The organism is Flavobacterium sp. LHD-80, from assembly GCF_030929605.1.
Taxonomy (GTDB): domain Bacteria; phylum Bacteroidota; class Bacteroidia; order Flavobacteriales; family Flavobacteriaceae; genus Flavobacterium.
Genome location: NZ_JAVFVS010000001.1, coordinates 628,764 through 642,953, shown reverse-complemented (window position 1 = coordinate 642,953; position 14,190 = coordinate 628,764). Strand labels below are relative to the sequence as shown.

The 14,190-nt window shown below is 33.5% G+C and carries 8 protein-coding genes; all 8 read right to left on the bottom strand.

What is annotated here, in order from left to right; genetic code table 11:
- The 8 genes from RB619_RS02780 to pta all read right to left on the bottom strand — a co-directional run bounded on the left by RB619_RS02780 (position 1) and on the right by pta (position 14,172).
- Positions 1-714, bottom strand: coding sequence for a prolyl oligopeptidase family serine peptidase (locus tag RB619_RS02780; RefSeq protein ID WP_308093868.1), 714 nt, complete (start codon positions 712-714; stop codon positions 1-3).
- Positions 715-724: 10 nt separating this feature from the next.
- Positions 725-2,113 (bottom strand): glucoamylase family protein, encoded by a 1,389-nt coding sequence (locus tag RB619_RS02775; protein WP_308093866.1) that lies wholly within the window; start codon positions 2,111-2,113, stop codon positions 725-727.
- Between the two features lie 72 nt (positions 2,114-2,185).
- The gene (locus RB619_RS02770; protein WP_308093863.1) at positions 2,186-3,163 is read right to left on the bottom strand and encodes a LamG-like jellyroll fold domain-containing protein; all 978 of its coding nucleotides are present in this window, start codon (positions 3,161-3,163) and stop codon (positions 2,186-2,188) included.
- Between the two features lie 19 nt (positions 3,164-3,182).
- Complete coding sequence (locus RB619_RS02765) at positions 3,183-4,637, bottom strand: RagB/SusD family nutrient uptake outer membrane protein (RefSeq protein WP_308093860.1); 1,455 nt, start codon at positions 4,635-4,637, stop codon at positions 3,183-3,185.
- 4 nt (positions 4,638-4,641) lie between these two features.
- Positions 4,642-7,656 carry a SusC/RagA family TonB-linked outer membrane protein gene (locus RB619_RS02760; protein WP_308093857.1) on the bottom strand — a complete coding sequence of 1,005 codons (3,015 nt, stop codon included), beginning with the start codon at positions 7,654-7,656 and terminating at the stop codon, positions 4,642-4,644.
- A 244-nt stretch (positions 7,657-7,900) separates the two neighbouring features.
- Positions 7,901-10,645 carry a LuxR C-terminal-related transcriptional regulator gene (locus RB619_RS02755; protein ID WP_308093854.1) on the bottom strand — a complete coding sequence of 915 codons (2,745 nt, stop codon included), beginning with the start codon at positions 10,643-10,645 and terminating at the stop codon, positions 7,901-7,903.
- 103 nt (positions 10,646-10,748) lie between these two features.
- Positions 10,749-11,933: an acetate kinase gene (locus RB619_RS02750; protein WP_308093852.1), complete on the bottom strand. Its 1,185-nt coding sequence runs from the start codon at positions 11,931-11,933 to the stop codon at positions 10,749-10,751.
- A 145-nt stretch (positions 11,934-12,078) separates the two neighbouring features.
- A complete protein-coding gene (gene pta, locus RB619_RS02745; RefSeq protein ID WP_308093851.1) occupies positions 12,079-14,172 on the bottom strand; it encodes a phosphate acetyltransferase in 2,094 nt (697 codons plus the stop codon).
- Positions 14,173-14,190: the final 18 nt, after the last annotated feature.

Below are 14,190 nucleotides of genomic sequence, written 5' to 3'. Positions count from 1 at the left end.
TTATTTGTTTGTATTCATTTTTTTCTGCTGCAACATCCAGTCGTAGATTTCGTGATTATCATAAACTCGCGTCCAGCTATTATGTCCAGCGTCATCAAAAATGGTAAGCTTTACATCTTTTGCATTGCATTTTTTTAATTCTTTGTAAATGGTAATCGCATAATCAACATTTACTACATCGTCTAATAAACCGTGAAAAATTCTGGTGGGAATATTAGCAATTTTACAAGCACCTTCTAACGGAATCAAATCTACAAAGCCGGCAATAGGCACGACCGCTGCAAACATATCTGGATAGGAAAGCGCTAAATTCCAAGTGGCCCATCCGCCAGAACTTAAACCTGTTACATATATTCTGTCTGAATCAATTTTGTTTTCTTTCTGAATTTTTAAGATCAGCTGATAAATTGATTCTATATCCCAATTTTCATCTTCTTTGCATTGCGGAGCCAAAACATAGGCATCTAATTGATGTGTTTTTAAATAATTAAAAGGACCGTGAATTTTTACTTTTGAAATATCAGTTCCTTTTTCTCCATCTCCTGAAATAAAAACTATTAAAGGCTTCTTTCCCTTAGTATTTAGTGGCTTGTACAAAGCATAACCAAGTTCATACTTTGACATTACAATTGTATTGATTTTACCTGTTGTTTCGGTTTGGGAAAAACCAAATACCGAAAATAATACAATTAGAAGCGTTACTTTAAATTTCATTTAGATGTAATTAAATTCCGTATTTACCTGATGTAAAACCAAGTTTTTTCAAACCTTGTTTTGTATCTGATGCATTCATAAACAAACTCCATAACAAACCGCTACGGTAGTTTTCAATCATTGGTGCAATAGTCCCTTGATCGATTGCTAAATAACGAGCCGTTACCCAATTGTATTGAGGCGAAAATGCGTCATAAGGTCCTGCAATTCCAACAAGTTTTGCTCTATTATCATCATATAAATAATGCAAAAACTTCATTGCTTCAGTTGGCGCATAAGGAAACGATGATAAAGCGGCTGTTGGAGAAATAACTCCGTTGTCATTATTTGGCTGATGTGCTGTATAACCAGTTGTTCCATCAGGATTTCGTGTATAACTTGCTGTTAATCCCCAGCATTTATCTGAATAATCCTTAAATCCTTTTGGGTTAGCAATACTATATTGAACCATGATTTTAGCATGATTCTGCGTTAACTGCCAATAATCTGCGTATTTATCTTTTAATGTAGTTGGATCTAAACCTAAATAAGAATAATGTGACCAGAACATTGGACCAACATTTCCTACTGCTCCGTTATAACTTAAAACAACCGGAATTCCATATTGAGATCCTCCGTTTACAATAGCGCCATTTCTAGCCCAAGCTTGATGATAAGCTTCTGCAGAAATTGGATGTGTTGGAGATGAAGCTGCCATTACATACGTAATTAAACATTCATTGTAGCCTTCCAATTTGAAGTTCATTTCCCAGCCATAATTTGGTGACCAGTGCCAATACAGAGCATTTTCTCCTTTTGTATACCAATCCCATTCAACACCTTTCCAAAGTTCATCAGCTTTAGTAGCTAATGCTTTTTCAGAAGTGCTTCCGTTTTTAAAATATTCTCTAATCGTGATTAAAGCTTGACAAACGAAAGAAGTTTCAACTAAATCTCCACCATTGTCTTTTGTTCCAAATGGTATAACTTTTCCCGCTTTATTGTCCATCCAATGTGGCCATGCACCGTGAAAACGATCAGCATTTTCTAGGAAAGTTAATGCCGTAGTAAGTCTAGAAACAGCTTCAGCTCTTGGCAAAAAACCTCTTTCTACGCCTACAACGATACTCATTAATCCAAACCCAGAACCTCCCGTAGTTATAATATTAGACTCAAAACTAGGATCTTCTGTAAGATATCTTTCTCTTGCCAATTTTGAATTAGGATCAGCATAATCCCAAAAATATTTTATTGCATCTTTTTGAACCTGATCCATTGCTTCGGTATCAGTCAAAGTTTTTGTTGGAGTTGTTGGATTTGTTGGCAACGGAGTTCCTCCACTATTACCTTCATTTGGTGTAGAAGAAGAACAAGAAGTCACAGCTCCCAAAAACATTATAATATATAAACCTATCTTCATTATATCAATTTCTTATTAAGAATTACTAAAAAATACACCTAGATAATTACTCTAGGTGTATTCATAAAAATTTTATCTCTTATCTTTTTCTAATTTATAAAGAGCAGAAACTTCATTACTTGAAAGCGCTGCGTCATAAATCCTGAATTCATCCATCAATCCTGCATAACTAGTTGCCCAATCTTGTTGAGAACCATTATTTAATGGAGGTGTTGTTTCAAACTGATGGTTTCCAAAAACAACTTTACCATTGGTTCCTACCATTTGAAAAGTGCCATACTTAGGAGCATTTTTAACATTGTCATAAGTTCCTGGATCGTCAGCATACCATATAGCTGTACCAACAACACCGTTCGCAGGAGCAAATGGAAAACCGCCAACATTAGCACTTTTTACACCATTAGTATAACAATTCATAGTACTAGTTTTTGAATCATATGCAAGAACAATATGCAACCAAGTATTTAAGCTATTGTCAAGGTTTACAATCACACTTTGCCCTCTCCATGCTACTCCGGCTCTTCCGTTTTCAACTCCAAGTTTTAATCTTAATCTATTTGGATTGGCACTATCTGGGTTTTCTAAAAACAAATTAATTCCTCCCCAAAATTCCATTGGTCTGACAATTGAAAAAATACCTTGTGCTCCTTTTCCTTGCCCTGGACTTCCACCATCAGGAACTGTGTTAGCAGTATTCATCCAAAATGAAATCGAGTAATCATTTAAAGATGTAATTTTTGAAGTAGCATTTCCTATAGCATATCGAGCAACGGAGCTTGAACCTTGATAAGCATTTCCTTTTACACCATTAGCATAAGCAACATTTGTACCTTCAAGACCAGTAATATTGCTTTTACTGTCATTTAAATTACCATCAAAACTGAATTTAGAGACTAAATGTGTTGGTGCGATATCATCAGAATTCTCGTAACCGCCAATTGACTCGTATGGAATTGGACTGTTAACTTTATCTATACTATCCTCACAGCTTACAAAAATTTGCGAAGCCAAAGCAAAAGAAAGTAATAAAATAGATTTATTTTTTTTCATTTTAATTAGTTTTTAAGGATTAGTAACCAGGATTTTGAGCTGATAAACCACCAGCCTGTTTAATGAAAGATGCCGGAATTGGGAATAACTCATTTTTACCTTCTGTAAAAGTTTTGCCATCAACTGCAAAAGCAGCTTTAGCTTGACCTGTACGAACTAAATCAAAGAATCTGTCATGCTCAAAAGCCATTTCTACTCTTCTTTCTTTCCAGATTGCAGTTCTAACATCAGCTTGAGAACTTGCCGCTGTATTTCCTAATCCAGCTCTGTTTCTGATTTGATTCAATAATAGAATCGCAGCAGAAGTTTGTCCTAATTCATTTGATGCTTCCGCTTTCATTAATAAAACTTCAGCATATCTTAAATATTTAATATCAACATCTGTTTCCCACGCATCTGTATAGGCAGATGAATATGCTTTGTAGTTGTATCTTTCGTTTTCAACTGTATTTGGCACTACTCTACCATCATATAAAGTTTGTCCTCTGAAGATGATTGTTGCTGCTTTTCTAACATCACCAGCCTCGTAAGCATTTACTAAACTTTGAGATGGCGTATTAAAGCCCCAGCCCCAGCCTCCTGTACCACGAGCACCTTGCGTATTAGAATAACCTTCAATTCCTTTTGCAGGTACAGCCCCTTGTGCATAGATTTCGAAAATAGACTCAGAGTCAAACTTTCCTGTCGCTTTATACTGTGATGCATAATCACTTACAATAGCATAACCCGTAACTTTATTACAATTGTCAATTACTTGCTGCCATTTCTTTTGGTATAAACTAACTTTTGCTAATAAAGCATAAGCAGCACCTTTCGAAACTCTTGATTTTTCATTTGCTGAATAAGCCGTTTTTTCAGGCAATGCTGCAATAGCATCATCTAAGTCAGCTTCAATAAAAGCATAAACTTCTGCTGTCGATTTACGTGTTAACTGCATGATTCTATCTGCATCTGAACCCGGAACTGGTAAATGATCAACAATTGGTACACCTCCGTAACATTTTACTAAAGTAAAATACATAAAGGCTCTCATAAACTTAGCTTCACCTGCTAATCTGTTTCTTAAATTAGCATCAACTTTATCTAATTTAGGAAGCATATTTAAAGCCTGATTACATCTATTGATTCCATCATAATTAGCAATAAATGTGCTTTCTGCAGAAGGATTAGAAGCATTGTAAGTCAAAGCGTCTAATACATCTTTATCCGTTCCTGTATCACCTGCAGAAGAACCTTTATCAGCATCATCAGATGTAATACTTGATAAACCGATCCACCCAAAAGAGGTCATATCCCAATTTAAAAACTTGTTATAAATTGCTGTTACAAACTGAGCTGCACCAGCATCATTATTAAACAGCTCCACATCGCCGGTCGAAATAGATTCTGTTTGATCTACGTCTAAATAATCGTCTGCACATCCTGTAAAAAAGAACGCTGATAATACAAACGATGCTATATATATCTTTTTCATCTTATTAAAATTTTAAATTAGCACCAATTACAAATGATCTTAAAGTTGGATAAGCATCCAGCTCTACTCCCTGAGTTCCGTAAGGATTTCCATCACCATTTAGCTCTGGAGAGAATCCTGAGAATTTTTGTGTAATAAATGGATTAATAGCATTTACATAGATTCTACATGCGCTTACAAAACTGTCTCCTTGCAATGGCAATTTGTATCCTACAGTAATGTTGTTTACTCTAAAGAAATCACCAGACTCTAAGTAATAAGTAGAAGCAACTGGTACTTGATTAAATGGTGCCGGATTTGAAGCTGTCAAATTATTTGGTGTCCAGAAATCTGTAGCAATTGAGTTTTCAATATTTTCACCAAAAAATCGTTGTGCTTTTTTACCATTGTAAACTTTTGCTCCCGCAGTACCATATCCATCAACAGAAAAATCAAAGTTTTTGTAAACGAATCCTAAAGAAACTCCGTAGTTAGATTTTGGCAAACTAGAACCTACATATTTTTTATCAGCTGTCGCACTTAAAGCATCTTGAGTTACTTTATCTCCTGCTGCATTGTAGTACAACATTTTTCCATTTGCTGGATCAAAACCAGCATATTCGTAGATGTAAAAACTTCCTAATGGTTGCCCCACAGTAGTGTTATCAAGTAATTTTGTATCCTGACCATTTCCTAAACCACCGCCAATTACTGGAGATAAAACAACATCTTTTAAACCAGTTAGCTCGTTTTTGTTGTTTGAAAAGTTACCGCCAATATAGTAGCTGAAATTTTCACCAATTTTATCATCCCAACGTAATGAGATTTCATATCCTTTGTTAGATACTTCTCCTACGTGTGCTGGCGATGCAGCTGTAATTCCAGATGTAAAATAAGGTTTTGTATTTAAAATTACGTTGTTTGTGTTTTTATCATACACATCAAAAGTTCCTTTTAATCTACTGTCTAAAAGTTCAAAATCTAAACCTGCAGATACTTCTTCTGTAATCTCCCAAGATAAACTTGGATCAATTTGAGAACTAATAGTTGTACCTTCATTCAAAATAGAACCTCCCAAATAAGCATTTAAACCTGAAGTATATCCTTGACTGTTAAGTGGAACATTCTGATTTCCTAATTTACCCCAGCTTCCTCTTAATTTCAATAAATTGATTCCTTTTACATCAGCCATGAATTTTTCTTTAGTAATAATCCATCCTGCTCCAAAAGCCGGGAAAGTTCCCCAACGATAATCTTTTCCAAAATTTGAAGAACCATCACGTCTAACTGTTCCAGTCAATAAGTATCTGTCCATCAATTTATATTGAAAACGACCTAAATATGATGCTAATTTAGTTTCATTGAAAAGCTCGTCTTTATAACTAGTTACATTTGTAGCATATTCAACATCTTTTAAAGACCAATAATTAGAATCAGAATTTACATTCTTTCTTTTTATAGTCAATTTTTCTCTTGCACCTTTAACATATGTCTCAATACCAGCAGTAACTTCGATATCGTGAATTTCGTTAAATACTTTATTGTAAGTCAAGTAGTTTGACAAACTCCAATTGTAATAATCTTCTCTTCCTTTTGTCAATAAATTGATATTTGCATTAGGAAATTCTTTTTCATAATCACTAGCAACCTTATTTGGGTTTGCAGCTAACCAGATATTTTTTGTATCGTCGAAGTTATATTGTTTCCAAGTATAATATTCTCCGTTATATTGTGAAGTAAATTTTAAAGATGGCAAAATTTCATAATCTAATTTTAGACCTCCTTGTAAAAAAACACTTCTTTGTTGCTCATCATAAAAATCTAACTGTGCAACCGGGTTTCCAACATTGTTGATTGAACTTCCTGTTTCGCTTGCAAATCCATTATCTCCAACACGAGAAACTCCATATTTTCCATCAGGAAAAAATACAGGAACAATAGGTGATTGTTTGTACGCATTAGTAAATGCTGACAACGGTTTTGGTGCAGATTTAGTTGATGTTAAACTAAAATTTTGAGTTAAAGTTAATTTCTTTGAAATTTTGAACTCATTATTATTTCTAAATGTTGTACGTCCGTAATTAAGACCATTTAAAATTGCATCTTCTTGATAGTTTCCTAAACTGAAGAAATATTTTATGCTTTCAGTAGCTCCTGAAACAGATACGTTATTTTGAGTATAACTTCCTGTTCTAGTAATCTCATCAAACCAATCTGTATTAACAGGCTGATCTTGAGAAAAAGTAGTTGACTGTAAAGCTGAATTTGTGTAATATGCAAATTTATTACTTCCAGCCATTTTTACTTTTTTAAGCGGTGTTCTAATACCTCCAAAGCTTTCAAATTCAACAGAAACTTTATCGCCTTTACCTTTTTTAGTAGTAATAATGATAACTCCATTTGCAGCTCTTGTACCATAGATCGCTAATGCAGATGCATCTTTTAAAATGTCATACGAAGTAATATCATTAGTGTTGATATTATTAATGTTCTCCGTTGCCATTCCGTCAACGATATAAAGAGGTGTTCTTCCTCCTAAAGCTGTTCCTAGACCTCTAATAACAACAGATGGTGTACTTCCTGGCAAATCTGAAGAAGTAACTTGTACCCCAGCAGCTTTACCTTGAATAGCCTGAGAAGCATTTATCACTTTAGTTTTTGTAATTTCCTCTGCTTTGATTGAAGAAATTGCTGTAGTATTATCGACCTTTTTTCTGGTTCCGTATCCAATTACAACAACTTCTTTTAAAGCGGTGTCATCAGATTCTTTTAAGGTGATTCGCATTGGAGTTAACGTTGCTGGTACAGAAATAGCGTCGAAACCCAACATTGAGATTTTTAAAATCTCACCTTCTTTGGCATTGATTGTAAAATTACCGTCGAAGTCAGCATCAGCAGTTGTTCTGGAATTCGAAGCACTGATAACCGCTCCTGGTACTCCCATCCCGCTGCCGTCTACTACTTTTCCTTTAATTGCTTGTCCAGACATATAAGCCGGAAGCAGCAATAGCGCTAAAAAGCTAAAAATAAAATTTTTCATACAGTATGTAATCGTTTAAGTTAGTAGAGCCAAATTAAACAATTACAACGTTGTAGTACATCAATTCACACTACTACATAGCTACATCATTATGTTAAAAACCTTTTGTATACCGCTAATAATCAACACTGTAAATGTTAATTTATTTTCTTTAACATAACCTTATGATGTAGTAATGATGTATTGGAATTATATAAAAAAAGGATTGAAAAAATATAAGATCTTTAAAATTCAATGTCAAATCTTACACAGTTAATAAAAATTTTGATAGGTTTTCATCTTGTGTCAGGTTTAGCTTCTTTCTCAAGCGATATCTGTGTAATTCTACACCTCTAAAAGAGATATTCATCATAGGAGCAATTTCTTTTGACGAAAGATTCATTTTTAGATAAACACACAGCTTTATATCCTTTGGAGTTAGGTTTGGATATTTTTTCGAAAGATTAATAATAAACTCATTGTGGATTTGATTCAGATTTGTTTCAAAAATCTCCCATTCGTGTTTGTTAACTTCATTAATCTTAATTGCTTTTTTGATTTCGCTTTTGAGCTTATTAAAATCTTTTTCAGAATCCAGAATATTTTGAATATTCTCAATCATTTCACTTTGCTTGGCAATAGACAATGATTTTCCTGCAACTTCTGATGATTTTGTCTGAAGTTCCAATTCTAAAATATGCTTCTCGTATTCCTGAACGTTTAGTTCATTCTCCTTCTTCAATTCCATTTCGAGAATTTCACGCTGATGTTTCAATTCTTCCGCCTGCAGTTTTAATTTTTGTGTGTATCGAAGCTTATTCCATTTGTAATAAAAGAATAAAACGGCTCCAACTACTAACAAGTAAAGCAAAATCATCCAAAATGAAAAATACCAAGGCTGTGCAACCTTGAATTCAAATGTTGCAACATTATCATAATTGGCTCCGTCGTGCTTAAAAATTTCGACAGAATGAAAACCACTGTTTAGGTTGTTCAAGACAATTGTTCCATTAGAAATTGGAATGTAATTTTTACTTCCATTTATCTTGTAAAATAAATTTGGCTTGCTTGCTCCATAAATGCCGGAAATCACGTTAATACGTAATTCAGTATTGTGTTTTATTTTGCCTTCATTTGGCAACAATATATTATTGCTATACGCTTCAACTTTTACTCCTTTATTTTGTTTGTTTTCATAAGAAAGTTGCAACGAAATAAAACCATCATCAAGATTCATTAAATAATGATTTTTGCTTTTAAAGATGCGCAGGTTTTCATTAATTAATTTCCCTTTATAATATTTCTCCTGAATCATATTCCATACAAACTTATTTCCGTTTGCGTAAATATGGTACAAGATTCCTTCTTGAAGGACTATAAAATGGTTTTCATCGATTGCAACAACATCAGATATATTTTTAAAGTTGGTATTGAACAATTCATTCTCTTCTAATTTATTTGTAATTGAATTGAATGTGTACCAAACATTGTTTATTAAAAAAAGAATCTCTTCTCTAAACTCAAAAATCTTAACGCCAAAGTCATTTTCTATTTTACTTTGCTGCGTGATATTTTCAACTTTTGTCGTTTTAAAATTGCCATCAAAAAGGACTCTATATAATCCGCGGTAATTATCTGCTGCCCAAATTTCATTTCGTTTGTTTTGAGCAACATATTTTATTGGTTTTGAAAGATCATTAAACTTTGTACTTTCACCCAAATTTGAAGCGTTGTTATAAACTAAAATACCACTATAAGTGGATTGAAAGTACGTATCATTAATAATACTTTTTGATAAATTCCATCCTCCACTGACATCATTAATTTTTGTCAGAGCACCATTTTCATAACAGAAAGTTCCGTCGTTATGACCTATAACATATTTATTGCCAATTTTAGTAATATTCCAGCCCTGCCCTTGCGTATTTGGCAACATTTTAAAATTACCCGAATCAAATTCAAAAATACCATGATTTGATGCAATTAGATATCCTTTATCAATAGTTGCGACCGAGTAAACGGAACCTAAAATCCCTGAATTGTCATAAAAAAATGAAATTGGAGAATTTACCTCAACATGAGCAAGTCCGTTATCAAGTCCGAGCCATAAATCTTCTTCTTTATCAAAACCAATGCATAAAACCGAATTGTTCATTAAAACATTATTTCGGTCTATGTTTTTAAAAGTTTGAGTACTAAAATCATAAACAAAAACACCTTTATTTCCTGTTCCAATAACCAATTTATTATTCTTGATAAACTTTGCAACATTAATTCCCGTTCCTTTCAAAGTTTCGTTTAACGGATTGTTCCAAGCCGTCAATCCATTTTTTTCAACAATAAAAATCCCGCGTTTATGAGTGAAAATATAGGTTTTACCATTGTACTTTTCGATCGCGTGAACAACGGTATTTTTTAGAATATTCCAACCTTTCGGGTTTGCAATTTTTGAGCCGTTCATTCTAAAAATACCTTTGTCAACAGAAGCTACATAGAGATTTTGGTCAACAACAAAACAGTATGATATTAGAAAAGGGAATTTGATTTTTTTAATATGTTTTCCATCATAAATAAAAACATCATTGAAAGACTGAAAATAGAGAGAACCATTAAATCTGAAAATTTTCCAGATTTCTTCATTGTCTTTTTCATCGAACAAACGCAGATTTTTGGTGATAGAAACGTAATTCATTTTACCATCTTTTCTATACCAATACCCAAATTCTTTGTAAGAACCAGAATAAATTCGGTCACCTTCAATTAATATGGATCGAATAATTGTTTTATTGGGCAAAGAATATTTTTCCCAAACAACGCCATCATATCGCAATAAATAATGATTATTAGCAAAATACATGGCTCTATCCTGGCCTTGAGCAATGTTCCAGATTTGATTATCGCCCTGATAATCTGATTTATTATAATTTTCAACAAAAGGAAGTAATTCTTGTGCTTGTAGATGCGAAGCAATGAAAAAGAAGAAAACTAGTTTTAAAAGTATCGATTTCAAGATATTCGGTTTTATCTTCAAAGGTACTGACAAATATTTAATTTTTAGGCGTAAAAAAAGCCTCTCTGCCGAGAAGCTTTGTTAAGTAAATTTGGTTTAAATCTTAATTGTTAAGTAATTGATAAACTTGATTAGCAATTTCATATTCTTCATCTGTTGGAACAACCAAAACTTTAGCTCTTGAATTAGCTTTATTGATTTCTCTAACTTCTTTTGAACGAATTTGATTTTTTTCTGAATCAATTTCAATTCCAAAATAATCCATATCAGTACAAACTAATTGACGCATATAAGAAGAATTTTCACCAATTCCAGCTGTAAAGACAATTGCATCCAAGCCATTCAGCGCTGCAGTGTAAGCACCAATTGTTTTTTTGATTCGGTAAGCATTCATCAATAAAGCCAATTGGCAGTCTTTATTTCCTTTTTCAGCTTCTGATTCAATATCACGAAGATCGCTGTAACCTGTAAGACCAAGCATTCCACTTTGTTTTAGTAAAACTGCATTTACTTCGTCTGGCGTATATCCAAGATTTTTTATCATATAAAAAACCACTGACTGATCAATGTCACCCGCACGCGTTCCCATAATTAAACCATTTGAAGGTGAAAATCCCATTGATGTATCAATACATTTCCCATCTTTAATAGCAGCCATACTACATCCATTTCCTAAGTGAATGGTTATTATTTTTGAATGCTTTTCTAGAAATCTAATCGCTTTTTCAGAAACGTATTTGTGACTTGTTCCGTGAAAACCATAAACACGAACTTTGTTTTCTGTTAAAAGATAATTTGGAATCGCATATTTATAAGCCACTTCTGGCATGGTCTGATGAAAAGCCGTATCAAAAACGGCAATTTGTTCAGCCGAACTGAATATCTCTTCAGCAACATTAATTCCTTCTAAATTTGCAGGATTATGAAGCGGCGCCAACTCAAAAAGCTGTTTTATTTTTGATTTTACTTTCTCATCGATTTTTACTGTATCACTAAAGTCGCTTCCCCCATGTACCACGCGATGCCCAACTGCAGCAATTTCAGAAGTAGATTTGATTACGCCTTTTTCGGCATCTAAAAGCATAGTAGCCACTTTTTGCAAACCAACTTTGTGATTAGGAATTGGAAGTAATTCTTCAATCGAATTTGATGCTGTTTTAAATGTAACATTTGAAGTTTCTAAACCAATTCTGTCAATCATACCCGAACAAATTACTTCGTTCTCCGGCATAATCATTAATTGATATTTAATAGATGAACTTCCTGAGTTTATAATTAGTATTTTCATTTTTTTTAAAGTTGCTAAGGTCCTAAGTCGCTAAGATTCTAAGTTTTTTTTTGAGACTTATTTTTATAATTTATTTAGATTGAAATTAAAGCAATTTTCAAGACAAAGTATAAATTCACAATTAACATTCATAATTTACAATTAATTATAATCCTTGCGCTTGAATTGCCGTAATAACAACAGTATTGATAATATCGTCAACTGTACAGCCTCGGCTTAAATCGTTTACTGGCTTGTTTAAACCTTGAAGCATTGGCCCAATTGCCAAAGCTCCGGTTTCTCTTTGTACGGCCTTATAGGTATTATTTCCTGTATTTAAATCTGGGAAAATAAGCACACTTGCTTGTCCTGCTACTTCAGAATCTGGCATTTTGCTTTTTCCAACTGCACGATCGACAGCAGCATCATATTGAATTGGGCCTTCGATTTTTAAATCGGGACGTTTTTGTTTTACAATTTCGGTCGCTGTTCTTACTTTATCAACTTCATCACCTTTTCCTGAAGCTCCAGAAGAATAAGAAAGCATGGCAATTTTTGGTTCTATACCAAAAGCAGAACTTGACTCTGCCGATGAAATTGCAATTTCTGCCAATTGTTCAGCTGTTGGATTTGGATTGATGGCACAATCTCCAAAAACAGAAACTCTATCTTCCAAACACATGAAAAATACAGATGAAACGACTGATGAATTCGGTTTTGTTTTGATGAATTGAAGTGCTGGTAAAATTGTATGCTGTGTAGTATGTGCCGCTCCAGAAACCATTCCGTCTGCATGACCTTTATAAACCATCATAGTTCCAAAATACGAAACATCTTCCATTAGATCTCTTGCCATGGTTATACTTATATTCTTAGCTTTTCTAAGCTCATAATAAGTATTAGCATAATCCTCAAAAAGCTCTGATTCTTTTGGATTGATAATCTGTACTTTCGAAAAATCTAGGCTAATTCCGAGTTCAGCAACTTTACTCTCAATTTGTTTTTTATCTCCAATGATTGAAATATCAACCACATCCATATCCATCAATCTTGATGCTGCTGTGATAATTCGGTCATCATTTCCTTCTGGAAGTACAATATGTTTACGATGCTGTTTGGCTCTTTTCACCATATTGTACTGGAACATTTTTGGCGTCATACCTTCGGCTACAAATGTGATTGCTCTTTGTGACAAGGATTCTATATCAACATATTTTTCGAAAGTACTAATCGAGGTTTCAATTTTATGCGTATTAGTAGCGTAAATTTCCGATTTTATAGAACCTATTTTGTTTGTGATGTTATACGTTCCGCCATCAACAGCAATAATTGGAACAATAGCCGAAAGTCCTTCAATAAGTTTTAAAATACTTTCTTCAGGAACAATATTTCCAGTTAAAATGATTCCTGAAATAGTTGGATAATTAACCGATTCATTTGCCTGCAAAGCGCCTAAAATAATATCTGAACGATCTCCAGGCGTAATTACAAGCGCATTATTATGAAGGTGCACCAAATAATTATGCAGTTGCATCGCCCCCACGCTGTAATGTCCAATTTCGTTATTTAAGTAGTTTTCACCAAACAAAACTTTAGCATCTAGCTCATTTACAATTTCCTGCATTGTAGGATTGTTTAAACTTGATATCAGTGGAATGGTATTTACCAAAACATTTGGTGGAAGACTTTTTTGAAGACTTTTAGTTACTAGGCTGATGTTTTCTGGCTGTACTTTATTGGCAAAAACCGATAAAACCTCAACTTCTTTTACTTTGAAAGAATCGTACACTAAATACAAACTATCAACTAATTCTTCTAAGGTTTTTCCAACGCCGGAACCGATAATTATAGTTGGGATTCCAAGGTTTTTTGCGATTAAAACATTCAAATCTAGTTCGATTGAAGTTCCTTCACCAGTAAAGCTTGTTCCTTCAACTAAAACAAAATCAAAACGTTCTTCAAGCTTTTTATATTTTTCGATAATTAAATCTAAAACCTCTCCTATTTTGCCTTTATTCTTTTTCTTGATCAGTTTGCTTTTTGTGATTGCATAAGCATCTTCAAACTTAATATCAAGGTTAAAATGTGACAAAACCGTTTCAATATGATTGTCTTGTTCGCCGTCTACAAAATCTTCTACAATGGGTCTAAAATAACCTACTTTTGCCGTTTTGCCTAACAAAATACTCATTAAACCAAGGGTAATTATAGATTTACCGCTATTATGATCACTTGTGGCAATGTATATCGCTTTACTCATAATTTATATTTTGAAACT